The 25,278-nt window shown below is 58.8% G+C and carries 22 protein-coding genes; 19 read left to right on the top strand and 3 right to left on the bottom strand.

All coding sequences use genetic code 11. The annotated features are described in order from the left end of the window. The first annotated feature begins 51 nt into the window (after nucleotides 1-51). Nucleotides 52-831 (top strand): SDR family NAD(P)-dependent oxidoreductase, encoded by a 780-nt coding sequence (locus tag UNPF46_RS04505; RefSeq protein ID WP_246668592.1) that lies wholly within the window; start codon nucleotides 52-54, stop codon nucleotides 829-831. Nucleotides 832-918: 87 nt separating this feature from the next. On the opposite strand, the gene UNPF46_RS04510 is transcribed toward UNPF46_RS04505, so the two are convergent. Both UNPF46_RS04510 and UNPF46_RS04515 read right to left on the bottom strand, forming a co-directional pair. Then, complete coding sequence (locus UNPF46_RS04510) at nucleotides 919-2,346, bottom strand: NAD-dependent succinate-semialdehyde dehydrogenase (protein WP_142249190.1); 1,428 nt, start codon at nucleotides 2,344-2,346, stop codon at nucleotides 919-921. A gap of 205 nt (nucleotides 2,347-2,551) precedes the next feature. Next, nucleotides 2,552-3,181, bottom strand: coding sequence for a helix-turn-helix domain-containing protein (locus UNPF46_RS04515; RefSeq protein ID WP_100177109.1), 630 nt, complete (start codon nucleotides 3,179-3,181; stop codon nucleotides 2,552-2,554). Nucleotides 3,182-3,764: 583 nt separating this feature from the next. Here UNPF46_RS04515 and UNPF46_RS04520 point away from each other — a divergent pair. The 17 genes from UNPF46_RS04520 to UNPF46_RS04600 all read left to right on the top strand — a co-directional run bounded on the left by UNPF46_RS04520 (nucleotide 3,765) and on the right by UNPF46_RS04600 (nucleotide 23,167). Further along, nucleotides 3,765-5,450: an MFS transporter gene (locus UNPF46_RS04520; RefSeq protein ID WP_142249191.1), complete on the top strand. Its 1,686-nt coding sequence runs from the start codon at nucleotides 3,765-3,767 to the stop codon at nucleotides 5,448-5,450. Nucleotides 5,451-5,765: 315 nt separating this feature from the next. Beyond that, nucleotides 5,766-6,698, top strand: coding sequence for a fumarylacetoacetate hydrolase family protein (locus UNPF46_RS04525; RefSeq protein WP_100177111.1), 933 nt, complete (start codon nucleotides 5,766-5,768; stop codon nucleotides 6,696-6,698). Nucleotides 6,699-6,717: 19 nt separating this feature from the next. Continuing rightward, on the top strand, nucleotides 6,718-7,500 hold the full coding sequence (locus tag UNPF46_RS04530; protein WP_100177112.1) for an N-acyl homoserine lactonase family protein: 783 nt from the start codon (nucleotides 6,718-6,720) through the stop codon (nucleotides 7,498-7,500). 330 nt (nucleotides 7,501-7,830) lie between these two features. Then, nucleotides 7,831-8,961 (top strand): LLM class flavin-dependent oxidoreductase, encoded by a 1,131-nt coding sequence (locus UNPF46_RS04535; RefSeq protein WP_100177113.1) that lies wholly within the window; start codon nucleotides 7,831-7,833, stop codon nucleotides 8,959-8,961. A 437-nt stretch (nucleotides 8,962-9,398) separates the two neighbouring features. Continuing rightward, nucleotides 9,399-10,169, top strand: a complete 771-nt coding sequence (locus UNPF46_RS04540) for an SDR family NAD(P)-dependent oxidoreductase (RefSeq protein ID WP_100177114.1) — start codon at nucleotides 9,399-9,401, stop codon at nucleotides 10,167-10,169. A 19-nt stretch (nucleotides 10,170-10,188) separates the two neighbouring features. Beyond that, complete coding sequence (locus UNPF46_RS04545) at nucleotides 10,189-11,022, top strand: polysaccharide deacetylase family protein (protein WP_100177115.1); 834 nt, start codon at nucleotides 10,189-10,191, stop codon at nucleotides 11,020-11,022. A 59-nt stretch (nucleotides 11,023-11,081) separates the two neighbouring features. Continuing rightward, the gene (locus tag UNPF46_RS04550) at nucleotides 11,082-12,233 is read left to right on the top strand and encodes a branched-chain amino acid ABC transporter substrate-binding protein (protein WP_181769776.1); all 1,152 of its coding nucleotides are present in this window, start codon (nucleotides 11,082-11,084) and stop codon (nucleotides 12,231-12,233) included. Between the two features lie 13 nt (nucleotides 12,234-12,246). Then, nucleotides 12,247-13,137: a branched-chain amino acid ABC transporter permease gene (locus UNPF46_RS04555; RefSeq protein WP_142249193.1), complete on the top strand. Its 891-nt coding sequence runs from the start codon at nucleotides 12,247-12,249 to the stop codon at nucleotides 13,135-13,137. After that, a complete protein-coding gene (locus UNPF46_RS04560) occupies nucleotides 13,134-14,069 on the top strand; it encodes a branched-chain amino acid ABC transporter permease (protein ID WP_210248326.1) in 936 nt (311 codons plus the stop codon). The genes UNPF46_RS04555 and UNPF46_RS04560 overlap by 4 nt, the downstream gene beginning before the upstream one ends. Next, on the top strand, nucleotides 14,066-14,854 hold the full coding sequence (locus UNPF46_RS04565) for an ABC transporter ATP-binding protein (RefSeq protein WP_142249194.1): 789 nt from the start codon (nucleotides 14,066-14,068) through the stop codon (nucleotides 14,852-14,854). The genes UNPF46_RS04560 and UNPF46_RS04565 overlap by 4 nt, the downstream gene beginning before the upstream one ends. Continuing rightward, nucleotides 14,841-15,557 carry an ABC transporter ATP-binding protein gene (locus tag UNPF46_RS04570; RefSeq protein ID WP_142249195.1) on the top strand — a complete coding sequence of 239 codons (717 nt, stop codon included), beginning with the start codon at nucleotides 14,841-14,843 and terminating at the stop codon, nucleotides 15,555-15,557. Before UNPF46_RS04565 ends, UNPF46_RS04570 begins: the two co-directional genes overlap by 14 nt. Before the next feature lie 38 nt (nucleotides 15,558-15,595). Beyond that, nucleotides 15,596-16,372, top strand: a complete 777-nt coding sequence (locus tag UNPF46_RS04575) for an SDR family NAD(P)-dependent oxidoreductase (protein ID WP_142249196.1) — start codon at nucleotides 15,596-15,598, stop codon at nucleotides 16,370-16,372. A 356-nt stretch (nucleotides 16,373-16,728) separates the two neighbouring features. Next, entirely contained in the window at nucleotides 16,729-17,862 is a 1,134-nt protein-coding gene (locus UNPF46_RS04580; RefSeq protein WP_142249197.1) for an LLM class flavin-dependent oxidoreductase, read from the top strand. A gap of 52 nt (nucleotides 17,863-17,914) precedes the next feature. Further along, nucleotides 17,915-19,231, top strand: coding sequence for an MFS transporter (locus UNPF46_RS04585; protein WP_142249198.1), 1,317 nt, complete (start codon nucleotides 17,915-17,917; stop codon nucleotides 19,229-19,231). Between the two features lie 12 nt (nucleotides 19,232-19,243). After that, nucleotides 19,244-20,311, top strand: coding sequence for a ketopantoate reductase family protein (locus tag UNPF46_RS04590; RefSeq protein ID WP_142249199.1), 1,068 nt, complete (start codon nucleotides 19,244-19,246; stop codon nucleotides 20,309-20,311). Between the two features lie 17 nt (nucleotides 20,312-20,328). After that, entirely contained in the window at nucleotides 20,329-21,735 is a 1,407-nt protein-coding gene (locus UNPF46_RS04595) for a M20/M25/M40 family metallo-hydrolase (RefSeq protein WP_142249200.1), read from the top strand. Nucleotides 21,736-22,207: 472 nt separating this feature from the next. Continuing rightward, the gene (locus tag UNPF46_RS04600) at nucleotides 22,208-23,167 is read left to right on the top strand and encodes a LysR family transcriptional regulator (RefSeq protein ID WP_142249201.1); all 960 of its coding nucleotides are present in this window, start codon (nucleotides 22,208-22,210) and stop codon (nucleotides 23,165-23,167) included. A 21-nt stretch (nucleotides 23,168-23,188) separates the two neighbouring features. Here the strand turns inward: UNPF46_RS04600 and UNPF46_RS04605 are convergent, their stop codons facing one another. After that, the gene (locus tag UNPF46_RS04605; RefSeq protein ID WP_181769777.1) at nucleotides 23,189-23,899 is read right to left on the bottom strand and encodes a GntR family transcriptional regulator; all 711 of its coding nucleotides are present in this window, start codon (nucleotides 23,897-23,899) and stop codon (nucleotides 23,189-23,191) included. Between the two features lie 156 nt (nucleotides 23,900-24,055). Here UNPF46_RS04605 and UNPF46_RS04610 point away from each other — a divergent pair, with 156 nt between their 5' ends. Next, nucleotides 24,056-25,195: an LLM class flavin-dependent oxidoreductase gene (locus UNPF46_RS04610; RefSeq protein WP_142249203.1), complete on the top strand. Its 1,140-nt coding sequence runs from the start codon at nucleotides 24,056-24,058 to the stop codon at nucleotides 25,193-25,195. Nucleotides 25,196-25,278 lie beyond the last annotated feature (83 nt).

Below are 25,278 nucleotides of genomic sequence, written 5' to 3' on the forward strand. Positions count from 1 at the left end.
TTCGGAGCCGGGACTGCCAACGAGGCTGGACAAGGCTGGAGCTTGCGAGAAGTGAGCGACAGGGTCTATGGCGTCGGGGAGGCTACCGCCCTGGTCTATGCCCGACATGGCGCTGTCGTCACCTGCGTAGACGTGGACTTCGCGGCCGCCACTGCGACGGCCGAACTCATCCGCAGCGAGGGCGGAGCCGCATTCGCTTTTGCTTGCGACGCAACTCGATCCGAGGAAGTGAAGGGCACGATCGAAAGGTCGTTGGCGTTTAACGGGCGGATCGACGTGCTTCATAACAACATCGGCATCGCGAAAATGGGAGGGCCGGTGGAGTGCTCTGAGGATGACTTCGATCGGATCATCTCGGTGAATTTGAAGAGCATGTATTTGACATGCAAATGGGCGCTGCCGGTGATGGAGCGACAGCGGAAGGGCGCGATCGTCAACATCTCGTCTTTCGCGGCGGTGAGATTTACCGTGCCTTGGATCGCGTATGCTGCATCGAAAGGCGGAGTGAATGCGCTGACGATGAGCGTGGCGGCTCAGTACGCCGCCAAAGGCGTTCGTTGCAATGCGATTGCGCCGGGCTTGCTATCGACGCCGATGGTGCAGTCCGCTCACAAAAGGAATCACGCCGGCATCCAGGACATGATGAGGTCTCGCGATGACTCGGTGCCCATGCTTTGGCAAGGGGAAGGCTGGGATGTCGGAGAAGCTGCCGCATTCCTCGCATCGGACGAAGCGCGGTTCATCACCGGCCAGGTGCTTTTCGTCGACGGGGGAAGTACCGTCGTCATGCCGAGTAAGCCATGGTTGCCGAGTGGCGGCGACGGGCCCTGACGCTCGTCGAAAGGCCATCAATGGGCCCCCGCTCTCCGATCGCGGGCTCGGCGGTACGTGCCGCCAAGCCCGTCGAGGCAATGTCGTTTACCAGACGCTGACGAACTTTGTCTTTTGATAAGGAGACAAGATCTCGATACCTCCTTCGGTGCCGAATCCACTTTCTTTCCAACCTCCCAGAGGGACCTCGGGCAGGTGCGTCACGAACTCGTTCACGCCCACCGTTCCGAAGTGAAGTGCATCGGTCAAGCGACGCTGCCGTGCGGCGTCGTTCGAGAAAAGATATGCCGAAAGACCAAACTCCAGTCCGTTGGCTTGTTTGAGCATCTCATTCTCATCTTTGAAGGGCAGGACCGGTACAATTGGGCCAAAAGGTTCCGAATGGAGAATTTCGGCGTTCTCGGGAACGTCCGTCATAACCGTTGGCGCGTAGAAGAATCCTCTGTTGCCGATACGATTTCCTCCGGCAGCTATCTTCGCGCCACGTTGGCGGGCGTCCTCCACGAGATGCGAGATCGCTTGGACCCGCCGCTCGTTCGCAAGAGGGCCCATCTGTGTCTTGGGATCCAATCCGTCGCCCACTCGCCAAGCTTTGGCGTGCTCGGTCATGCGCGCCGTAAAGCGTTTGAAGACGCTCTCCTCCACGAAAAAGCGTGTCGGAGACAGGCATATCTGTCCCGAATTGGCGAATTTCGCTCTTGCTAGAATGTCCGCGGCTCTCTCCGGATCGACGTCACCGCAAACGATAGTCGGGGCGTGGCCGCCCAATTCCATCGTGACAGGCTTCATGACCCTCCCGGCCGCGGCTGCTAGTTGCTTGCCGACAGGAATGGACCCAGTGAATGTTATCTTGGCGACAGCGGCCGCAGGGATGAGGTAGTTCGAAATTTCTTCGGGTCTGCCGAAGACTATCGAAATCGCGGCGGGTGGTACGCCGGCAGACAGCAATGCCTTGGCCAGGGCCAGAACGGAACCGGGAGTTTCCTCGGACGGCTTGCAGATGATAGAGCATCCCGCGCCGAGCGCGCCGGCGAATTTTTTGGCCGCCAGAGCCATCGGAAAGTTCCACGGCGTGAAGGCGGCTACGACGCCGATCGGATGCGTTTCTATCTCGATCCGGTTGGCGGCGACCCGACCGCGAAGGGTACGACCGGCGATGCGCCGGGCCTGCTCGCCGCCCCATTCCAGGAATTCCGCAGAACGCGTGACCTCGGCTTTGGCTTCGGCGAGCGGCTTGCCTTGCTCAGCGGTGATGAGCCGGGCGATGGAATCGATGTCAGATCTCAAGTGGTCCGCAGCACTCTTCAGTATGGCTCCGCGTTGCCAAGGTGAAACCCCTTGCCACTCGACGAGGCCGCGAGCGGCGGCATCGAGTGCTTCGTCGAGATCCGTCGAATTGGCATGCGCGACCTTGCCGATGCTCTCGCCCGTCGCCGGATTGAGCACATCCTGGCCCTGCTTTGCGGCGCCCTCGCGCCACCTACCGTTGATCACCAACGGGAATTCGATCGTCATAACGTTCCCCTTTTCGCGCAAGCATGCTCAGCGCCGTGCGGCTCGCCGTCGGCTTTGCATCAATTGATGGAAGAAATTATCTTCTATAGAAGATTTGATCTGTCCGCAAGTTCGCACGCTGTCCTGGGGCGCGTGCCGAGGGATCGGCGACGGGCGTCCAGCCGCCGTGAACGAGCGGAGCGATTGAGAAGCGGTCGCCGAAAAGTCAGGAAGCCGTGTCGTTGCGGCGGGGAAATAGCTGTGCGGCGGAAATGACGAGGTAGTATTCGACAGACCGGGAGCTTTTGTTCTCGAACCAATGCTCTACATCGGCCTCGAAATAGAGCGAGTCTCCCTCCTCGAGAACGGTCTCCACATTGTCGATACCGACCACGATGCGGCCTTGCGAGGCGAGCACGTGCTTGGTCACTCCGGCAGGGTAGGGTGGCAGCTTGCCGGTCGACACCTTAGGCGGCAGGTGGTGAAGGACGACTTCGACCGGCATCCCGGCCATGACCGGCGAAAGCAGATAGCGCTCGAAGCCTGTTTCGGCATCACGAAAGACCTGTCTTTGATTCTTCCGCACTAGCGCGAACGCACGGCGCGAGGCTCCTTCGTCACCGACCAGTGTAGAGAACGAAGTATCCAGTGCATGAGCGATGCGCTTCGCGACACCGATGGTCGGGCTTTTTTCGCCTCGCTCGACCTTCGAAAGCATTGCTCTGCTTACGCCCGAAAGCTTCGAGACTTGATCGAGAGTGAGGTCGGCCTGCTCACGCAGTAGCCGAACCCGGTCGCCAAATGCCTGGCTTACCGGATCCTGTCTGCCAATCTTCTTTACCGCCGTCCTAGCCATTCCGAATCACTCTTCAGCCGTCGCTGCTCATCGCCTTAATCCTAAGCGGCAGCACCTCTAATGTCACATCCGGCCCAGACATAGCGAGTTGCAGAAGACGGAAGTGCCATGCAAAAATCTTCTATAGAATACGAATTCTGCTATAAGAAAATAATTCTTCCAAAGAATACCAGTTCTGCTATGAGAGATAAACTTTAGGAGATCGCGCGGTGATTTTGGGTCGCAATTGGGAGTCGAGACGATCGCTTCGTCCATCGACGTTCCTTGGCGGCCATCGCTCAGCTGCCCGTTCTTTAACGGGATCGTTCGGTAAACCGCGATCGCATCGCATGCCGCGTGACCTCGGAGGATGTCGACGAAGCCGTCCGGAGGCGCATCCAGCTTTCTCATGTGGCTTCATGGCGGGAATGACGCCGAACGAGAAGGCAGGTGCTTCTCGTTTCGACGAATTGTCCGCAGTCCGACTACAGAAGGGGGCGAGAGCTAAGAAGTAACCAACGTCCGTCAGGAAGCTGCGCGCAGAGCCATCGTCTGTAACGCGCGGACCCGGATTGCTGTCAATTTTGAATAAGGGGAGCGAAACATGCCGACATACAGAGTCAGTCTACCGAACGAGCCGATCGCATCGCAGATCACCGGGAGCACACTTCCGTCCTCGGATTCCGCCGGCTCGACAGGCTTGCAAGTCCGCACGATCACGGCCGCCGCGATGGGCACCGTTTTTGAGTGGTACGAATTCACGCTCTATGCGGCGATGGCGGGAGTGCTCGCGGCCAAATTCTTCAGCGGTCTTGATCCGTCTATAAGTTTCATCTTTGCATTGCTGACTTTCGGCGTCGGCTTCGTGGTCAGGCCGTTTGGTGCGATCGTATTCGGACGATTAGGCGACCTAATCGGCCGCAAGCGCACCTTCATGATAACCATCGTTATCATGGGGTTGGCCACCTTCGCCGTAGGTCTTCTTCCGATTTACGAGACGGTGGGAATCCTTGCGCCGATCATGTTGGTCGCCCTGCGTATCCTGCAAGGCTTGGCGCTTGGGGGCGAGTACGGTGGGGCGGTCATCTACGTGACCGAGCACGTCGAGAGAAACAAGAGAGGTTTGAGCACCTCATTCATTCAGATGACGGGCACCCTCGGCTTCCTGTTGGCTCTGATCTCCATACAAACAGTGCAGGCATTTGCGTCGACGGCTGCATTCGACGCCTGGGCCTGGCGAATTCCGTTTCTTATTTCGATCGTCCTCCTGGGTCTATCGATTCGAGTGCGTCTGCAGATGCACGAATCGCCGGTCTTCCAGAAGATGGCTGAAGAAAAACGGCTATCCAGTGGGCCGATCCGCGAAACGTTTGGAAGCTGGAGAAACATCCGACTACTTTGCGTCGCCTTGATCGGCATCGGGGGCGGTATGTCTGTCGTATACTACAATGCGGTTCTCTATCCCCTCTTCTTTCTGACGCGGACATTGAATGTCTCGATGCCCGTCGCCAATCTGGTCACCACGATCGCGGCGCTTTTGTCGATACCTATGATCTGGTTCTCAGGATGGCTGTCCGATCGCGTGGGTCGGAAGCCCGTGATGCTTGCAGGGTTTGCTCTCGGCCTAGCGGCGACGTTTCCGATCTTTCATCAGATCGCCGCAGTGGCCAATCCTGCCCTCGCCAAGGCTCAGGCAGAGACCGCTGTCTCGGTTCGCACCGACGCATCGGGTTGCTCTTTCATGTTCAACCCACTCGGAAATCGCAAGTTCACGTCGCCGTGCGATATCGCGCGCCAAGTTCTGGCCGCATCGTCCGTCAATTACACGAGTGTCGATCAACCTGGTGCCGGCACGACCGAGGTGCGGATCGGCGATCTCGTGCTGATTGTAAATTCGTCCGGAGCATTCGATCAGGCGACCTTCGCGCGCGAGATCAAGGAAGGAATCAAGCAAGCGGGTTTCGGTGCACCCGGGAACCCGACCGCGACCGATCAAATGAAGATTATTGCACTGCTGCTGGTGCTGCTTCTTGCTATGGCACTGGGTTACGCCCCCGTGGGCGTGGCGATGGCGGAGATGTTCCCTGCGCGCATCCGCTATACAGCGATGTCTTTTCCTTATCATTTTTCCAGTGGCTGGATCGGCGGTCTGCTACCGACATTCGCGTTCGCCATCGCCGTCGCGCAAGGAAACATCTTCGCGGGCCTTTGGTACACCGTCGGTTGGCTTATCGTGGGACTGATTGTGACTGGATTGTTCTATCGCGAGCCCAAATCCGATGTGGAGTGAAATGCACTGGGAGCCTCGCATCGTGATGCGCCTCGCGATTTCCATCGATGCAAGGGTTTGTTTTACGAGTAGAGGCGGTGGGAGGCTTTTCTTGCCGACGGCCAAACGCGCTTTTCTGAATTGTGCCGCAGCATGGTTCTGCGCACTCCGTGGTCCCTGTTGGGACATCCTCCTGAGACTGCCGTGGCCCCCTTGGCCGTGGCACCCGCCGCCGCCAAACGGCGGCGGCGGGCCCTTTCTTTTTTTGGTGATGTAAGCTTACGGATCGGGTTCGCACGGCGTGAACTCCGACGGTGCTCTGGAAGATAAGCAAAGATGAACTCTCGCAACGAACTGAACATTCAGGTCTCCGATCTTGACGCGCGCCTTGCCAATCTGCGTGTCGACGACGGATACGCCCTTGGCGCAGAGGTCGAGGGCGGTGTCGTAAACTTGACCACCCTCGCGGCGGCTATAGGTCTATCGGCCCCGCGCGATATCGACGATCTCCTGCAAAACGGGCGAGCTCCCGAAGTGCGTGCTGTGCTTGAGGCGATAAAAAGTCGGGGATCAGCCTTCGTTGTCACGCCGATCTCGGACATCTCGTTCGCGCCTCTGGTGACCCGTCCCGAAAAGATCATCTGTGTCGGTTTCAACTACCGGGAACACGCCATCGAAACCAATACACCGGTCCCCAAGGCACCGCCGCTTTTCAACAAATTCAATAACGCTCTCAATAGCCACGGTGGAGTTGTGCATCTGCCCACGCGAGTAGCCCGGCAGTTCGATTATGAGACCGAGCTGGTCATCGTATTCGGACGAAATTGCCGGGACGTGTCGGAAGACGATGCACTTGATGTTGTTGCCGGTTACACTATCGGAAATGATGTCAGCGCGCGCGAGCTGCAGACCGCGACTTCACAATTTCTGGCCGGCAAGACTTCGGATGGCTTCGGTCCGGTCGGGCCGTGGCTTGTGCCTCGCGGTATGGTACCGGATCCTAACGCCCTGAAGCTCCAGACATGGGTTAACGGCACAATTCGCCAGGACTGGAACACGCGGGACATGATCTTCGACTGCCGCAAGCTGATCGCCTATGCATCGAGCGTCATGAGCATAAAGGCCGGCGACATAATGTTCACAGGGACGCCGCAGGGCGTGATTCTCGGAGAGAAGGCTCCTCGAGAGGAGCGTCAGTGGCTCAAAGCGGGAGACGAGGTCGTATCTTCAGTCGAAGGCCTCGGCGAATTGCGCGTCAAACTTATTTAGTTACGGACACCATTGTACGATGAGCAATTATGCATCGATAGAAAAGATATTCATTCTCGACGGCGGTGAAGCGCATGTTGATGACGGTTCGATCTACTCGCCGGGCCTGAACGTGGGCGTGCCGATGACGTTGAGCTGTAACGCCTATCTCGTCCGACATCGCGAGGGATGGTTCTTGTGGGATACGGGAACGCAGGACGATCTAGTTTCGGAGCCGATTGGGCGTATTATTGCACACGGCATCCGGGGGACGGTGAGAAGGACTTTGGAAGCGCAACTGGCCGAGTTGGGCGTCGCGCCTGGCCAAATAGGGACCATCGCAATCTCTCACGCGCACTACGACCACGTCGGCAATTGTCGCCTGTTTCGCAAGGCGAAGTGGATCGCACAAAAGGCCGAATACGAAGCGATGTTCGGACCAAACCCCGAAGAGTTCGGATATTCACCTGAACTCTACGAGACCATGAGGCAGAACGAGGTCGAGCTGGTCGAAGGGGATCACGACGTTTTCGGAGATGGAGCTGTTCGCTTGATCTTCACGCCAGGGCACACGCTTGGTCACTGCTCATTATTGATAAGGTTGCCCGAAACCGGCTCGGTCTTGCTCAGTGGCGATGTCGCTCACAATCGGGAAAACTTTCGTCTTCGCCGGGTTCCGGCCTTCAACGCCGACAAGAGTGCGTCTGTTGCTTCCATGGAGAAAGTGGACGCGCTCTTGCGCGCTGAAAGAGCGACTATGTGGATCAATCACGACACCGCTGAAAGCAAGCTCCTGCCGCACGCGCCAGCCGCGATACTATGATTCAGGCGGGTTGAAGGCCCCGCATAGGTAACGACCGGGCGCTGACGCGTCCCTCAAGCCGGCCTTAGGGGCCAAGTTGCGGCGCGAAAAGGCTCAGTAGTCGTCGCGCTTCCGATGCATCAAGATTTGGCGTGCCCTCGGCCTGAGCGACAGGGGCTTTCCGTCGCGTGGCCAGGGGAGGGAGGTCGTAATCGACGTCAAGCCAAAAGGGCGCGTGAACGCGTCCACCTTTGCCGTTGACAAGACGCCATTATCAAAAATAGTATTCAATTCAATTCAATTCGATCGTATCGTATTGTAATACAGCCGAGTGTTTGTTTAGGGGGCGCCATGTCGAACAATCCGCTTTTCAACTCCAATAAGCTCAAGCTTGGGATCTTTGGAACGAACGGTAAGGGTGGCGCGCAGACCCTTGCTCCCGAGCAATATAAGCCGACGTGGAAAAACTCGGTCGACACCGCAACAATGGCTGATCGCGCTGGTTTCGAGGCGATTGTCGCGTATGCGAGATGGAAGGGTTACATCCCCGGACGTCCCAACCATGCGAGCGGCATCGTCCTCGATCCCTTCACTTGGGCCGCGGGCGTCGCCCAGGCGACGAGCTACTCGGCGATATTCGCGACTTCACATGCTCCGACTGTCCATCCGATCACGTGCGCCAAGCAGTGCGCCACCATCGATATCATATCAGGCGGACGGTTCGGGTTGAATGTCGTCGGCGGATGGAATCGCCCGGAACTCGAAATGTTCGGAGCTCCACTGAAGGAGCACGATGCCCGATACGATCACCTCGGAGAATGGCTCGAAGTCATTCAACGAATGTGGAACGAGGAAGAGGAGTTCGACTTCACGGGCGAATTCTACAAGGTCGTCCGAGGTGCCTCGATGCCTAAACCTCTGCAGCGCCCGCGTCCGCCGATCATGAACGCGGGGGGCTCGCCGCGCGGAATGCGTTTTGCTTGCGAGCACGCCGATATGGCTTTCGTGATCTTGCGTTCGAACGACCCCGAAATTTGCCGCAAGCAAATCGACGAGTATAAGCAAATGGCCAAGGATGAATTTGGGCGGGAAATCCAGGTTTGGACCTATTGCCCGGTGGTCCAGCGCGACACACGCAAAGAAGCTGAGGCATATCTGCGGTACTATGCCGTCGAACTCGAAGATAAGGAAAGTGTCGACGCGTGGTCTAAGGGGCTTGCCGCCGAAACCAAGATCGTCTCGCCCGAGCAGATGAGCGACTTCCGCATCCGCTTTGCGGCGGGTGCCGGCGGAAACATCCTGCTCGGCACCGCCGACGACATCGCGGACCAACTTCAGGTCTTCAATCAAGCCGGCCTCGACGGCGTTCTCTGTACATGGGTCGATTTTCACGACGGGATCGAGCGATTTGCCCGCGATGTCTTTCCGATCCTGGAAGGCCGGGGATTGCGCAAGCCCCACGAGTCGAACGAGCGATCATAGGGGCGGCGGATCTCGCTCCGGCCATTCTGCGATAATCGAAATCGAACGCCGCACGCAGCCTTGCAGCCTTCGTTGGCGTACCGAGATGCCGGTACGTCACCTGCGATTATCTCAGATTCCTGTGGCTGGACTGATGTCGTTCAGTGCGCCGCCGAGCCGTCGCTTCGCTACCACGCCGACTCCTTGTGCAGCTGACGATCAGGCCTCGGCGTTGATCGTGGCGAGCAGAACGCATTCTACGCATCGCGAGAATGCTGGTAACGCGAACGGTCGCGTAAGTCGTGGTACCGAAAAGTGCAGTTTGATTTCAGAACAGCCTGTAGTGAGCGAAAATTGCGCTTGACCGCGAGCCATCCGATGCAAGACAATTACGATGCATTCGTATCGTATAGCAATACGTCTAAAGCTGACGTGGCTTAGGACCAACGGTGACCGAGATGAAAGAAAAAGTCGGCTTCTCCAACGAGCGGTTTGCCGGAAAGACCGCGATCGTGACCGGAGCGGCACGCGGTATCGGCGAAAGCATCGCCGACAGGTTCGTCTCCGAAGGCGCGAGGGTCCTTCTGGTGGACCTCAATCCTGACGTGGAGGCGACTGCACGTCGCTTGGGGCAAACCGCGTTGATCAAGAGCGTGACTGATGCCGACGCGGGGGCTCGGATCGTCGCCACCGCGATGGAGGCGCTCGGGAAGATAGACATCCTGGTGAACAACGCAGGCATCGGAGGTTCTAAGCGGCTGCAGGATACCGACGACGAACTGATCGACCGATTTCTTCAGACCAATTTGGCATCCCTTCTCAGAATAACGAGGTCGGTCCTTCCTCGCCTCACTCGCCCCGGCGGGCGCATCATCAACATATCGTCGATCTTCGGCCTGACCGGTTACCCCGGCACCACGGCGTACGCCGTCGCCAAGGCGGGCGTCGCTCAATTCACCAGGCAACTGGCCGGCGAACTCGGTCCGGAGGGCATACTGGTGAATGCGATCGCACCGGGCGTTATCGCGACTCCGATGACCACGGGACGCCAGCAGAACGCTCTCTACCAGAGGCTCATGATCGAAGGAACGCCCTTGGAGCGAGTAGGGCAACCTGAGGATATCGCAGGCCCCGTCGCGTTTCTTGCCTCCGAAGACGCCGCCTTCATCACGGGCACGGTGCTGCCGGTCGACGGAGGAATCCTGGCGGCGCGGCACGGCAAGATTTGACGAACGAAAGAGGTCGCAGATGCACGACATGAGCGTTCGTTGGCCAAATGGCGCGCAGTGCGCCGTCATGCTGACCTTCGATTTTGACGCTGAGACTCTATGGACCGGGCGCGACCCGGACAACGCCGGCCGCCCTGGCGTGCTGAGCCAGGGCCGTTACGGCGCGAAGGTGGGTGTTCCGAAGATCCTGGATACGCTGCGCGACGAGGACCTGAAGGCGACGTTCTTCGTGCCTGGCTGGGTAGTCGACAACCACCCCGGCCGGGTGGAGATGATCGTCAAGGATGGGCACGAGATAGGACATCATTCGTACTCGCATCGATGGATCGCCAACGATCCGCAGGCCGAGATCGAGGAAATGGAGCGGGGTCTCGAAGCATTGAAGCGGCGGGTCGATGTCGTACCGAAAGGGTATCGATCGCCGGCCGGGGAAGTATCAGAAGGACTCTTCAGGCTGCTTCAGAAGCACGACTTTCTTTACGACTCCTCGCTGATGGACGACGTCAATCCCTATCGTCATCGGCTGCCCGATGGTTCGAAGGGCCCGGTGGAGCTCCCTTGGCACTGGAGTCTGGATGATGCGCCATTCGCGCTATTCTCGATCAAGTCTCCGAGGCCGATCTTCACCAACGAGCACATGCTCTCGGTCTTCAAGGACGAATTCCGAGAGATCTACCGTTGGGGAGGGCTCTACGACATTATTTTCCACCCGCAGGTGAGCGGTCGGCCGAGTCGCGTGGCCCTCATAAGGGAGTTGATCGCGTTCATCCGTACGTTCCCGAACGTCTGGTTCGCCACAGGGACCGAGGTCGCCCAACACTGGGTCAAGGAATACGAGAGCACGAACGGTTGATGAGCATGGGCACCCGGAGCCGAGCTATTGGCACAACATCGGATATGAAAGGACTGTCTATGACGAGACTTTCTCGCAGAAGTTTTCTGACAGCTGCCGGCGTTTCGTTGGCGACGCCGTACATCGCACGCGCCCAATCGAACGCCCCCATCAAAGTGGGCGGGATGCTGCCGATGTCCGGCGCGGCCAGCATCGAAGGTCGGCAGGTACTTTTGGGTCTTCAGTTCGCGGTCGAGGAAATCAACGCGAAAGGCGGGCTGCTGGACAGGAAGATCGAGCTCGTCATCGAGGACGACGAAAGCAATTCGACGAAGGGCGTGACTGCAGTACGCAGATTGATCGAGCGCGACCAGGTTCCGTTCATCGTCGGCACATACGCCTCCGCCGTCGTGGTCGCAGCTGTCAAGGTGGCGGCCGAATACAAAGTCCCGATGCTGTCGGGCGGCTCGACTGCTGCCGCCGCGACGGATCAGAACTCTCCAGGAGATCCCTGGTTTTTCCGCTCTTGGCCAGATAGCAACAGGCAGGGTGAAGATACGGCGAAAGCCATCGTGGAGAAATTCAAGAAGACGAAGGTCGCGATTATTCACGACAACACCAATTATGGCGTGACGCTCGCCGATCAAGTCACGCGGGTAGTCACCGGGGTCGGCGGGGCAATTGTTTCGCGGGACAGTTACAACGCCGGTGAGCAAGATTTCTCTTCGATGCTCACAAAAGTCCGCACCCTGCGCCCCGAGGCGGTCTATATCGGAGGTTGGGCCGGCGATGGGGCCAACATCGTCCGTCAGGCGGCCGAGATCGGCCTTCGCGCTCAATTCGTCGGCTCTGGATCCATGCTGTCCGACGACTTTATCAAGCTCGCCGGACCGGCATCGGAGGGGTTCGCCGTCGCCACAGTCTTCGAGCCTTCGACTCCAAATCCCGTCGGACGCGCCTTCGCCGACCGCTTTCGCGCGCGGTTCAATCAGGATGCCAACACGTTCTCCTCGATCGGGTTCGACTCCACGTCGATCGGCTTGGAAGCAATGCGGCGCGTCGGAAAGCCGGACGGGCTGGAGATCCAGAAGATGATCAAAGGTGGCATGAAGGATTTCGCGCTCGCGCAGGGCCCGGCCGGCACCACAGCCGCCTTCAATGAAAAGGGTAGCGTCGACTTTCCCGATTTCATAGCTGTGATCAAGGACGGCAAACGACGGCTTGAAGTGTGAGCCGGCGAATCAGATGGACCTTTTCCTGCAGTATCTTGTCAACGGCGTCGTGACAGGCAGTACCTACGTGCTCGTCGCCGTGGGCTTGACGTTGATCTTTGGCATTTTGGGAGTGGTGAATTTCGCTCACGGCGAGTTCTACATGATCGGGGGCTATGCCGGAATATTCGCCATCACAGTGATGAACCTGCCGGTCCTGCCGGCCATCGTCTTCGTTCTCGCCGTGGCAGCGAGCGTGGGCCTCGCAGCCGAGGCGATCCTTCATCGGCCCATGAAAGACCGTGATGCGACGAGCTCCATCGTATCGTCTTTCGGCTTAGCGGTCGCGCTGCAGAATGCCGCGTTGATCGTCATGGGACCGCAGCCGCAGCGCCTGAACCTCGACGCTTCGAAGATGCCCCTTCTCTCGGAGCTTCCGACGGAGTTCGGGCCCGTCTTTCTTCCTCATCAACGTATGTTGATTCCGTTGACGATGGTGGCCCTGATCGGGGCTCTCTACGCCGTTCTCCGGTACACTTGGACCGGCCGCAGCCTTCGGGCCATGGCCCAACATTCGACCGTGGCCAGACTCTGCGGCGTCCGGGTCGGTCGCGTCGCACTCGTGACGTTCGCGACCGGCGCGGCGTTGGCGGGAATCGCTGGGATGTTGATGTCTTCCGTGTTTCTGGTCTATCCGATCGTCGGCAGCATGATCGCCCTGAAGGCGTTTACGGTCGTCATCCTCGGGGGAATGGGAAATGTCATCGGAGCGGCGGTCGCGGGCCTGCTTCTCGGCCTGATCGAGTCGCTTACGTCCGCTTATGTCTCGAATTCGATGCGGGACATCGTCGGCTTCGTCATCGTCATCGGGGTGCTATTGTTCCTCCCGAATGGATTGTTCGGCAAATCGGTCGGCCGATCATGAAGATGTCCATTTGCGCGTTGCCTGTGATCGCCGCCCTGGCGATCGCCCCGCTGGGCCTGGGAGGATACGAACTCAGCGTGCTGATGACGATCCTGTTCTATGTCATTCTGACGCTCGGGCTCGATCTCGTCACCGGCTATTGCGGCCAATTCTCGTTCGCGACGGGCGCGTTTTACGGCATCGGCGCATATACGGCGGCCATCATGAGTCGTGATCTCGGCACGTCAATTTGGTGGCACCTGCCCGCCGGAGCTTTCGTCGCCGGCTCGTTCGGCCTTCTGCTCGGAATTCCCGCTCTTCGTCTGACGGGACATTTTCTTGCGATCGTCACGATCGCCTTTCAGACGATTATGTACCTGGCCATATCGCAATGGACCTCCTTCACCGGGGGGCAGGTCGGATTGCACGTTGAGAGCGCGGGCAAAGTGGCGGTTTTCGGGACGACACTCTTCGAACTGGGAAGTCTTAGATCGTACTATTGGTTGACGCTTGGCGTGACGACCATATGCGTCCTCGCAGCCTGGAGTCTCGTCAACTCTCGGCTGGGAAAGGAATGGGTCGCGATACGCGACGACGAGACGCTGGCGAGCGCGATCGGGCTTAACACGACGCGCGGCAAGCTCACGGCATTCGTCGCCTATGCGGCGTTGGCCGGCATAGCGGGGGTGCTGACGGCGCATTCCTTGCGAGGAGTGACGCCGGACGATTTCACGATCTGGATCTCGGCGACGGTCGTGGCGATGATGATGCTTGGCGGACGCGGTACGTTCATCGGCCCGATCATCGGAGCCGTCGTGCTCGCAGTCCTCCCGGAATTTCTAGGAAGATACGCCGAATACAAGATGCTGATCTACGGAACTATCCTGGTGATCGGCATGACTTTGGTGCCCGAGGGCGTGATCGGTCGGTTACGTCGGAGCGCCGCAAGATGAAGACGGCATTGCTGGAGGCACGGCGTCTGGTCAAGCGGTTCGGTGGCGTGATTGCGGTAAATGACGCAACGCTCGCCGTAGGGGAGGGACAGATCGTGGGTTTGATCGGGCCGAACGGTTCCGGAAAGTCGACCATGGTCAATCTGCTGACGGGCGAGGCGGTGCCGGATGAAGGAGAGATCGTGTTCGCCGGAGAAGTCGTAACGCGGCTGCCATCCTACAGGCGGGCGCGGCTCGGCATGGCGCGATCTTTCCAGATGTTGCGATTGTTCGGTTCTTTGACCGTTGAAGACAATCTGGTCCTTGCCAGCCATATCCGGATGAGCGCCGGGGTTATCGGGTCCGCCTTGAATCGGGAGAGTGCGCGCTCCGAGGAGGCCGCAGCCAGAGCGCGAGCCCGCGAACTGCTCTCGTGGTTCGAGCTTGAGGAATTCGCGTCGCGGTCGGTCACAGGGCTTTCTATCGGCCAGCAGCGCATGGTGGAGATCGCGCGAGGATTGATGAGCGAACCTAGCATGCTCGTTCTCGACGAGCCGGCTGCGGGGCTCTCCCCGCCGAATGTCGACCGTTTGATACTGCTCGTTCGAAGACTGAGGGACGAGTTCGGCATCTCGATCCTCCTGGTCGAACATGTGATGCGCGTGGTGCGCGAGCTCTGCGACCACGTGGTGGTTCTGGACGCCGGCCGGAAGATCGCAGAGGGAACGCCGGAGCAGATCGTGAACGATCCTCTTGTCATAGAAGCCTACATCGGCTCGGGATGGAAGCGCCGTGCTCAAGCTTGAGAACGTTGTCGCGGGATATGGTCGCACACGCATTCTGAATGGCGTCAGCATGAACGTTCCGTCGGGTGGGTTGGTTGCGCTGCTTGGAGGAAACGGTACCGGCAAATCGACGACCCTGAAGTCGATCGTCGGGTTGGTTGCCGTGCAGCAAGGCGAGGTCGAGTTGAACGGGAATACGATAAACGCCGTTCCGGCGGAGGAGCGGGTCGCGCATGGCCTGTCGCTCGTGCCGCAAGGAAAGGAAGTCTTCAGCGCAATGAGCGTCGAAGAAAATCTCCTTATGGGCGCCTTCCACCGGAGGAGGGACCGGAAAATGATCGCCGAAGACCTCGAGGGGATCTATGGCCGATTCAGGCGCTTGAAGGAGCGCCGCCGCGTCAATGCTGGCCTCCTCTCCGGAGGCGAGCGGCAGATGCTTTCGATTGGGCGGTCGCTCATGGCGCGTCCTAGCGTGCTCTTGCTCGACGAGCCATCTGCGGCTCTCGCACCCCGCGTAGTGGAGGAAATCGCGGAGGCGATTCTGAACCTGCGATCTTTGGGCCTCACGTTGCTTCTTGTCGAGCAGAACGTCGGCATGGCGCTCGACATCGCCGACTACATCTATGTCATCCGAGGCGGACGCATCGCCTATGAACGAGAAGTCGGAAGTGGCATCGCGATGGAGGAACTTCAAGAGTTCTATCTCGGCGGCGAGCGGCATTGACTCGCTTGCTACGACTACGGCCCTCGAAAGGAGCTGGCATGAACGCAGGAACGCAACGGCGGTTCGAGGGACGAGTCACTGTCGTTACAGGTGCCGCCGGCGCACTGGGGCGCGCTTGCGCGGCGTCGCTGGCCAATGAAGGAGCAAAATTGGTCTTGTTCGATCGCGATCCAAACGGATTGGCGGAAACAGCCACAATCTGCCCGGACTCAGAAACAGTCGTGGGTGACGTAAGATACGCGGCGGACGTGAAGCGGGCAGCAGAAGCGGCGCGCGAGCGGTTTGGCCCTGTTGAATCACTGGTCGCGGCGGCCGGTATCGCAGGTCCATCAAAAAAGGCCATCGAAGTGGAGGAAGACGAGTTCGACCTGCTCTTCGACGTGAACGTTAAGGGGAGTTGGCTCGCCGCGAAGTACTTGATTCCGCAAATGCGCGAGCTCGGCCGCGGCTCGGTCGTGCTGTTTTCTTCGGCGGCCGGTCTTCGTGGCTCACCCGTATTGTCGGTTTATTCGGCCACGAAGGGGGCCGTAACGCTTTTAACTAAGAGCCTAGCGCTCAATCACGCGACCGAAAACATCCGCGTCAACTGCGTCTGTCTCGGAACGATCGAGTCTCCGATGGTTCGTCTGTCTATCGCGGAAGCCGGAGATGCAACCGCTCAATCGGCACGAGAAGATCTGCAAAAGTCCATGCATCCGATGCGGCGTTTTGGCCTTCCGTCGGAAGTCGTCGGAGCCGTTCTCTATCTCCTCAGCGACGAAGCCTCGTTCACCACCGGGGTCGCCCTACCGATCGACGGAGGACGCCTGGCCTAGGGCCGCGACCATCAACAGCGCTTGCCGATGTGATGAAGCCGAGGAGGGCATTGCCCGCAGTAGGCGATCGCAGATGCTATTCGCGCCGTCTTGAACCCAAGGGACGCCCCGCAGCTTGAGGAACAAAGAGGTTAGATAATACCAGTTATCGACTTACTCTCCCGCGGATCCGTTTCCGCATGGTGGTTCCTGGTCTCGTATCGTGCTGTTTTGCCTATATTTTCCGAGGGCCTGCACAAAAAATATGCAATGTAATGTTGTAAGATGATTTGACGATCATGTTGTCAATCATGTTAGAATTGCGGAAGTATAATGCCTGAGGGCGGCCGTGGATTTCGGGGGCACCGAGAGGAACGATGCAAGAGATTGAATTTCCCAGGACAGGAAGCTCTCGGAAGCCGAAGCGCTGGGACGGCAGTATGCGCTTTGGCATTTTCTGGCCTGGGACAAGAACAAAGCTTCCTTCCGAGCGCATCGCGGAGCTCAACCCGGATCCTCTTGACATCGAGAACCACCTTTCTTTGGCGCGAGCCTGCGAGCAAGTTTCACTCGATCTCGTGCTCTTAGGCGACGGATACGCGCCGAGCTCCGAAGAAGGCACGCGCATCGGATTTCAGGATCCGGGGTTGCACGCCCTCATTCTTGCGGCGCCGATCATTATGGCCACGCGCCATCTGGGCGTGATTTCCACACTTCACACGACGTTTTTCCACCCGGCTCACATCGCGAGGTTCGCCGCCAATTTGGATTGGTTGAGTAACGGTCGTTGGGGATGGAACATCGTCAACGGTTATCGAGACTACGAAGCAAGTCTGTTCGGCTTCGAAACGCTGCCAGACAGCGCTGCGCTCTACGACGCGGCCGCCGAAGCAATCGCGGTCATCGAGTCTCTCTGGGACGGCGCGCGCCGGACCGAATATGATGGTCGCCATTACAGAAGCCACGGCAAGATGAAGGGACCGTATCCGTCGGAGCGCCCCGTTTTCGTCTGCGCAGCGGCCTCCGACCGAGGGCGTCGATTCACCGCCACTCACTGCGACTATTTGTTCGCATCTCCAACCGAGTTATCCGACCTTCCGGCCATCAAGCAGGACGTCAGTCGCTATGCGCACGAAGCCGGTCGGCCGGCGCCTGAGATCCTCGTGGTGATCGACCTCCACATTCGAGAGCGGCAAGGTGAGGCCAGGCGGGTCTTCGACGATCTGATGGGCAGCATGGAAACCAATGAGGCCGGTCGGAAGTGGTCGGGACAGATTGGACGACTGCGCAACGAGCAAAAGAACCCGTTCAAATTCCCGGCTTTTGTCGGAACGTCACGCGAGGTGGCGGATCAGATCATCGCCGCTCATGAACAATGGGGGCTGAACGGCGTCTTGTTCCGGCCTCTAATTTGCTCGGCCGAAGAAGTGCTTCGCCTGGCGCCAGTCATGGAAATCCTGGAGCGCGCCGGCGTTCGCAAGAATCCAAAGGCAAGGGACTATTCTTGGTAACGAGCTGCGGCTTCTCCGCAGATGGTCCGAGTTCAAAGAAATAGGGGAGACCATGGTCGATCAGACAAGTGCCACCGATATGCATCTAGCCGGCGCGACTATCGATCGGTCCGAGCCACGGCCAGCCTTCAGGAAGTTCATCGCCGCCGCGACCGTCGGCAACATCTTCGAATGGTATGACTGGGGCGTCTTCGCCTTCGTCGTCACCTACATCGCGCGAAATTTCTTTCCATCGCAGGATCCTACCGCTGCGTTGCTATCGACCTTCGCGACTTTCGGTGCTGGCTTCGTGGCCCGACCCGCTGGCGCTTTATTGATTGGCTGGATAGGCGACCGGTTTGGCCGCAAAACGGCGCTCATGACGACGATCTACGTGATGGCGATCGGAACGGTTGGCACGGCCCTTATCCCGAGCTTCAATACTATCGGCGTCTGGGCGCCTGTCCTGCTTGTATCCGCTCGCTTGCTGCAAGGCATCTCCACAGGGGGCGAACTCGGTGGTTCTTTGGCGTTCATCATCGAGTGGGCGCCGCGTCATCTGCGTGGTTTCTACGGAAGCTTTCAGCAGGCATCCACCATCGTCGGCTTGTTGATCGGCTCGGCGGTCTCCGCCGTGTTGAATAGCATCTTGACTCCGGATCAGATGGTCGAATGGGGGTGGCGTGTCCCATTCATCATAGGGGGCGTTCTGCTCCCCATCGGCATCTGGATGAGGCGCGACCTCGAGGACACTCCAGCCTTTCTGGAGTCGAAAAAGTCTAAAGCCGAGCCGATGTCTTTTCGGACGGGGGCCATCATGGTCCTGCGTGCCGTCGGGTTCGGAATTTGTTGGACGACATGTCAGTATCTGATCTTGAGCTACATGGCGACGTTTACCGCCAAGCAAGGAGGTTTGAGCGAGAGCCAGGCGCTCTGGTCGCACACGACGGGACTCATTTGCGCAATCGTCTTTACGCCCATTTGGGGTTTTCTTTCTGACAGCGTCGGACGCAAGCCGTTGCTCATCGCCGTGAATCTGTTTTTCTCGGCTATGGGATATTTCATCTTTTCATTCATCTCGTCAGCGCCCGGGTTGTATTGGATCGTTGCCGTGCAATGCGTCCTTGGAGCCGTCATGGCCATTCATACCGGCGTGGGGCCCGCCGCCATCACGGAAATCTTTCCCACCAAATCCCGTTCGTTCTTGAACTCTTTCGCCTTCGCGTTGGTGGTGACGATATTCGGTGGATTCTCGCCCTATGTGGCAACTTGGCTGATCCACACAACAGGATCGCCGATCTCGCCATCATATCTGTTGATAGCAACCGGCCTGATCGCTGCCGCGACCGTCGCAGCGTCGAAAGAGACGGCTCACGATGAGCTTTCGTAACGGCGGCCGCAGATGATTGATCGGGTTTGCATCTGGGGAGCGGGCGCAATCGGAGGCATTGTGGGGGCCCACCTCGCACGCGCTGGACAAGATGTGATCCTTGTTGACGTGGCCGACGAGCACGTGGAGCGGATCGTCTCGAAGGGGCTTACGATAGACGGCCCGATGGGAGGCTTCTCGATCGGCATTTCCGCCACGAAGCCGGAAGGACTGAACGGAAAGTTCGACGCCATCCTGCTCGCCGTCAAATCGCAGCATACGAAAGATGCCTGTCTGGCGTTGCTCCCGCATCTCGCATCGGATGGTTACGTGGTTTCACTGCAGAATGGCCTGAACGAGCCAGTAATCGCCGATATCGTCGGCCGCGACCGCACGATCGGCGGCTTCGTCAATTTCGCCGGAGATTACCTGGAGCCGGGGCGGATCACCTATGGACTCCGCGGCACTGTTGCTGTTGGAGAGCTCGATGGCACGATCACTCCGCGCCTCGAACATCTCAATCGGTGCCTTAGGCTATTCGAAGATAACGCGGTAATAAGCTCGAACATCATGGGCTATCTCTGGGGTAAGGCAGCTTATGGTGCAATGCTCACTGCTTCCGCACTGACCCATGCTCCGATCGCCGATTTCATTGGTAATCCAAAGCGGCGCGTCCTCCTGACAAAGCTCGCGCAAGAAGTGCTGGATGTCGCGCTGGCGGAAGGTGCTTCTCCGCTTGGATTCGATACTTTCGAGCCCGCGGCCTTCGTAGCGCGCGACGATATCGCGATGAACGCATGTTTCGATGCGTTGGCAGCATTCAACCGCGGGACCGGTAAGACCCACAGCGGAATCTGGCGGGATCTCGCGGTTCGAAAGCGGCCAACCGAGGTATCCGCGCAGTTCCAGCCGATCGAACAAATCGCGCGGCGGCACGATCTCGGGGTGCCACTTTTCCAGGCCCTGGTGGGGTTGATCAACGACATCGAAATCGGTCGTCGCGATCAGGGGGAAGAGCTTGCCGACGAACTCTGTCGTCGTTCGGAAGTCTTGTATCCGATGAGCGATCCCCGATCGGCGCCGGCTCTATCTTCGAAATAGTAATCTGAGGCTTTGGGATGAATCCTTCTCGTGACGCAGCGATCAGTGCGGCAAAAGCAAGCTACGACGCGGGCGACTTTCTTCGCCGGCTCGAAAGCCTCGTAGCGGTACCAACCGAAAGTCATCCTCCGGAGCGCAAGGAGGATTTGGTGCGTTACTGCCGCGAAGTGCTTGGTCCATTGGTCGAGTCGCTTGGATTTTCGATCTCGATTCTCGATAACCCGGAACAGCAGCATGGGCCGGTGATGCTCGGGACTCGTATCGAGGACGCATCGTTGCCGACCGTGCTGATCTATGGGCACGGAGATGTCGTGCGAGCTATGCCGGAGAGGTGGAGGACCGACCTGGACCCGTGGACCGTCAAGGTCGAAGGCGACAAGATCTACGGTCGGGGCGTGGTCGACAACAAGGGCCAACATCTGCTTGCCATCGAGGCCTTGCGCGCAGTGCTCTCGGTTCGTGGACGATTGGGCTTCAATGCGAAGATCTTCGTCGAGACGGGCGAAGAGGCCGGTTCTCCGGGCTTACGCGGCATACTCCAACGCCACCGGGAGGCGTGCGCAGCGGATGTCTTCATAGCTCTCGATGGTCTACGCCAGTCGATCTCGATACCGGAGGTAACCCTCGGGACTCGAGGAGGCGTTGCGATGGATCTAGTCGTGAATCTCCGCGAGGGCGGGTTTCATTCGGGACATTGGGGTGGGCTTCTCAAAGATCCTGCGGTCATCTTGTCACATGCAATCGCGAGCATCATTTCGCGAGACGGCCGAATTCTGGTGGAGGGATGGACGCCGGCCATGATCCCCGCAGATGTGCGAAACGCTTGTGCCAAGATCGTAGTCGATGAGCTGCCGAATGGACCGTCGCCGGATCCCCAGTGGGGCGAACCCGGCCTCTCCCGCGCCGAGCGTATCTTCATGTGGACTAGCGCAGTCGTACTCGCGAGCGTGTCCGGGCAACCTGATGCTCCGGTAAACGCTGTATCGGGCAACGCGCGCGCCCGGATCCAGGTGCGGCATACGGTCGATGTACCGGCCGATGGGCTTGTGAGTGGGCTTCGAAAGCACCTCGACAAGGAGGGGTTCGGCGACGTGCAGGTCTTGGCGGTCCAAGAACGCGACGCGTTTCCGGCATCAAGGACATCGTCCAACGATCCTTGGGTGCGGCTTGTCGTGAGATCGATGACAGAGACAGCACGCAGGCCTCCCAACGTCGTTCCGAATATCGGCGCATCGGGTCCTTCCGAGCTGTTTCGACAGGAACTCGGCACGCCCGTCTTGTGGCTACCTTTCTCCTATGGGGGGTGCAATCAGCATGGTCCGGACGAGCACGGCTTGGCGTCGCTGTTTCGCGAAGGGCTCGGCCTGATGGCCGGCGTCTGGTGGGACATCGGCAGCGTGGATTCCGCGTCACTGCGTCCCTGAGCGAGAGCCGGCGATTTCTGGTTTGCAGGCACAGAGAGAACGTTGGGAGTGGACTCGGTTGCCCAATTGTAGTCGCGGCGAACGCACATCATTCCGATGGATTGCTGATTGGTTGGGCAGAGTGCTGCGGAAGCCGATATCCAAAAACTCGTTCGCTATATTTGCGGATGGGGGTGGCGCCTTCACTCTCGATGAGCAGCAAAGACCACAAGGCAAAGGTCAGGATCATACGGATAGGGACGTCGAGTAGAACGCTGAGCATCGCCATTGCCGCGAATGGCGGTGAAGTACGATTTGACGCAGCGATGTTCGCTGCCCCCGATCGTTGGGAATACGCGTAAGAACACCGTTTTCGGGTGAATCTCGCGAAGTACTAGCTATTCTACTCGTTGCAAGGACGATGTCTGTGTCGCAGTGAGCCTGCTCAGTCTGAGATTTGAAGCACAGGTTGGCATCTTTCTTGCGACGCGGAATGCTTATCAAGCTGGAGGTCGTGATGGAATTTCGTCAGCTTCGCTCGTTTTGCAAGATTGTCGAGCACGGGAGCTTCACTCGCGCGGCCGAAGCCTTGAGAATTACGCAGCCCGCTCTCGGACTGCAAATCCGGAACCTGGAGGAAGAGCTGCGAGTACCGTTACTGGTGCGGCATTCCCGAGGCGTCGAGCTGACGCCCGAGGGTACGATCCTGCTCGAGCGCGCGCAGGTCATCCTGGGCAATGTCGATCAAGCCGTGCGAGCGGTCGGTGATTGCAGGACGCTCGAAAAAGGCGAAATCAGACTCGGTCTTGCCCCCAGCATGGCGGCCATGATGGCGATCTCGCTTGCGCGGAAAGCCAACGAGAAATTGAAGCATGTCCGATTTGAGTTTCTCGAGGCGCCCACTCCGATATTGGCCGACTGGGTTTCGGAGAAGCGGGTGGATATGGCCATCGCGTGCGAGGGGCCGCTCGATCCGAACATCGTACGAGAAGAACTGCTCCACGAATGGCTATACCTCGTTCAAAAGCCGATCGCTGGTGAAGCCCTCATTGGACCGCCGATCGAATTCCGCGAGCTTGCAGCGTTTCCATTGGCCATCGCCGACCCCATGCTGACGAAGCTGCTCTACCGCAAGCTCGTCGCAGCCGCGGAAACGGCGGGCATCACGTTGGATATCCAGAACGTGCTCCCCTCAACGGATCTCGTTAAGACTCTTGTCGAGGAGGGACACGTCGCCACGGTGATGCCGTACGCGAATGTTCGTCGCGAATGCCAGCAGGGAACATTGCGTGTCCGGAAGATCACGGGCCCGACCCTTACTCGGAATGCGTATCTGCTCTCCCACCGGGAGGCTTCCCCGAATAAGGCCGTGCGGGAGTTGATTCGACTGGCTGTCGCGGAAGAAATCCGGGACATGCCGGAATGTGCAACCTTGTCGGAGTTTGCGCTGTAGGGGCGAGACCGAAAGCGGACGCTAGATGGCGACAGCCGGCTCGCTCGGCAAAGCGTAGCCCGATTCGACAATTGCCCTGGCCAGCACGGCTATTCTGTCGAGGTGTTCGCTAACGATCCGCTCCGCGCCTTCCTCGTCGCCGGCGACGATCGCGTCGCTCAAGATACGAAGCGACTCTATTCCCTGTGCACGGCCCTCCTTCTGCAGCGAGATGAAGCGAATAAGCTTGATCCGGTTGTGGAGCGTACCTAAGGCTTCAGCCAGATACGGGTTGCCGCTGCCGGCCGCGATCGCGCTGTAGTATGTCGTGCCGGCCTCAAGCAGTTCGAAGGGCGAGCCGGTCGCCTCGATCTCGTCTAGCCGCTTCACTGCCCGTTTCAATGCGACAAGATCCTCAGGCCGACGTCGTCGAGCGAACTCACGGGCCGCGAAGGTCTCAAGCAGCCGCCTAAACGCATAAAGGTGCCCCACTTCATCGACGGTCATTGCGGTGACGACCGGTCCGCGGTGAGGCGCAGTGGCAATAAGGCCTTCCGCTTCCAGTATCCTGAACGCTTCGCGCAGTGATGGTCGACTTACCCCCGTCAATTCGCAGAGCTCGCGCTCGCGCAACTGACTACCCGGCGGGAAGCGTCCGGTGACGATTGCTTGACGGAGACGATCGGCCACCAAGCTGCGCAGGCTGATCGCCTGACCAGCCACAGAAAGATCGTCGACTTTCGTCCCGGTCATCTTCGCGTGCTCCTTCGCCCATGCACAGCGCATAGCTCGGTCGTGATCAGCACGCAACAAAATTACATTACAAGTTTTTTGTATGACAAGCTGGTCATAAACTTAAATGATGATATAACACAATTAGGGTTGGCGATCTAGTTCTGGGGAGATTTCATGCTTAAAACGACTGCCCGAGGCATTCCCCTGAGTAGGCGGAAGCCGAAGGCCTTCGACGGCACGATGCGCTTTGGCATTTTTTGGCCAGGAACACGCACATTGTTACCGTCAGAAAAGATCGCGGCCCTGAATCCTGATCCGCTCGACCTCGGCATCCAGTTGGATCTCGCGCGTGCTTGCGAGCACGTGGCTCTGGATCTGGTGCTTCTCGGGGACGGATACGCACCGAGTTCGGAAGAAGGAACCCGCTTCGGATTTCAGGACCCTGGGCTCCACGCTTTAACCCTGGCCGCCCCCCTGATCATGGTGACCGAGCATCTCGGCATCATATCCACGCTGCATTCCACGTTCTTCCACCCCACGCACATAGCGCGCTTCGGGGCTAACATGGATTGGCTGAGCGATGGCCGCTGGGGTTGGAACATCGTCAACGGCTATCGTGACTACGAAGCGAGCCTATTCGGCTTCGAGACGCTCCCGGATAGCGCCACTCTCTACGACGCTTCCGATGAGGCAGTCCGGATCATCGAATCGCTGTGGGACTCGTCGAAGCGCACCGAATTTTCAGGGGTGCATTACAAGTGCCACGGCAAGATGAAGGGGCCGTATCCGGCGGAGCGCCCGGTATTCGTCTGCGCCGCTGCGTCGGAGCGTGGAAGACGTTTTACGGCGGAGCACTGCGACTACATGTTCGCCTCTCCGACCCAATTGTCGGATCTGCCGCCGATCAAAGAGGATTTGGCTCATCATGCCGCCGAAGCCAGGATCGCTCAATCGCCCGAGGTCCTCGTCGTTGCGGACCTTCTGATCCGCGACGAGCCTGGCGAAGCCAAGGAAATGTTTGGCAGCCTGATGGCAAGCATCGAGGCGAACGAAGCGGCCCGGAAATGGTCGGGTCAAATCGGCCGCCTCAGAAACGAAAAGAAGACACCCTTCAAATTTCCCTATTTCGTCGGAACGGCAACCGAGGTTGCAGAGCAGCTTATCGAGGCGAAATCCAATTGGGGTCTCAACGGCGTGCTGTTTCGCCTGCCGGTCTGGTCCCCGCAAGAGGTCCTGAGGCTCCATCCCGTCTTCGATATTCTGGAACGCGAGGGAGTTCGGCTGCATCCGCAAACGAGAGGCTATTCTTGGTAGCACACCAGAGCAGTCGACCATTGATTTCCCACCGAGCAAGGCCTGACGGTAGATGACAGCAGCAAGCGAGCGCCAAGCGAATT

Origin of the sequence: Bradyrhizobium sp. UNPF46 (genome assembly GCF_006658625.1) — a bacterium.
In the GTDB taxonomy this organism is placed as follows: domain Bacteria; phylum Pseudomonadota; class Alphaproteobacteria; order Rhizobiales; family Xanthobacteraceae; genus Bradyrhizobium; species Bradyrhizobium nitroreducens.

Coding starts and splice junctions, on each gene's coding strand:
- UNPF46_RS04510 (WP_142249190.1), bottom strand. CDS start 2,346: ATGACGATCGAATTCCCGTTGGTGATCAACGGTAGGTGGCGCGAGGGC.
- UNPF46_RS04515 (WP_100177109.1), bottom strand. CDS start 3,181: ATGGCTAGGACGGCGGTAAAGAAGATTGGCAGACAGGATCCGGTAAGC.
- UNPF46_RS04520 (WP_142249191.1), top strand. CDS start 3,765: ATGCCGACATACAGAGTCAGTCTACCGAACGAGCCGATCGCATCGCAG.
- UNPF46_RS04525 (WP_100177111.1), top strand. CDS start 5,766: ATGAACTCTCGCAACGAACTGAACATTCAGGTCTCCGATCTTGACGCG.
- UNPF46_RS04530 (WP_100177112.1), top strand. CDS start 6,718: ATGAGCAATTATGCATCGATAGAAAAGATATTCATTCTCGACGGCGGT.
- UNPF46_RS04535 (WP_100177113.1), top strand. CDS start 7,831: ATGTCGAACAATCCGCTTTTCAACTCCAATAAGCTCAAGCTTGGGATC.
- UNPF46_RS04540 (WP_100177114.1), top strand. CDS start 9,399: ATGAAAGAAAAAGTCGGCTTCTCCAACGAGCGGTTTGCCGGAAAGACC.
- UNPF46_RS04545 (WP_100177115.1), top strand. CDS start 10,189: ATGCACGACATGAGCGTTCGTTGGCCAAATGGCGCGCAGTGCGCCGTC.
- UNPF46_RS04550 (WP_181769776.1), top strand. CDS start 11,082: ATGACGAGACTTTCTCGCAGAAGTTTTCTGACAGCTGCCGGCGTTTCG.
- UNPF46_RS04555 (WP_142249193.1), top strand. CDS start 12,247: ATGGACCTTTTCCTGCAGTATCTTGTCAACGGCGTCGTGACAGGCAGT.
- UNPF46_RS04560 (WP_210248326.1), top strand. CDS start 13,134: ATGAAGATGTCCATTTGCGCGTTGCCTGTGATCGCCGCCCTGGCGATC.
- UNPF46_RS04565 (WP_142249194.1), top strand. CDS start 14,066: ATGAAGACGGCATTGCTGGAGGCACGGCGTCTGGTCAAGCGGTTCGGT.
- UNPF46_RS04575 (WP_142249196.1), top strand. CDS start 15,596: ATGAACGCAGGAACGCAACGGCGGTTCGAGGGACGAGTCACTGTCGTT.
- UNPF46_RS04580 (WP_142249197.1), top strand. CDS start 16,729: ATGCAAGAGATTGAATTTCCCAGGACAGGAAGCTCTCGGAAGCCGAAG.
- UNPF46_RS04585 (WP_142249198.1), top strand. CDS start 17,915: ATGGTCGATCAGACAAGTGCCACCGATATGCATCTAGCCGGCGCGACT.
- UNPF46_RS04590 (WP_142249199.1), top strand. CDS start 19,244: ATGATTGATCGGGTTTGCATCTGGGGAGCGGGCGCAATCGGAGGCATT.
- UNPF46_RS04595 (WP_142249200.1), top strand. CDS start 20,329: ATGAATCCTTCTCGTGACGCAGCGATCAGTGCGGCAAAAGCAAGCTAC.
- UNPF46_RS04600 (WP_142249201.1), top strand. CDS start 22,208: ATGCTTATCAAGCTGGAGGTCGTGATGGAATTTCGTCAGCTTCGCTCG.
- UNPF46_RS04605 (WP_181769777.1), bottom strand. CDS start 23,899: ATGACCGGGACGAAAGTCGACGATCTTTCTGTGGCTGGTCAGGCGATC.
- UNPF46_RS04610 (WP_142249203.1), top strand. CDS start 24,056: ATGCTTAAAACGACTGCCCGAGGCATTCCCCTGAGTAGGCGGAAGCCG.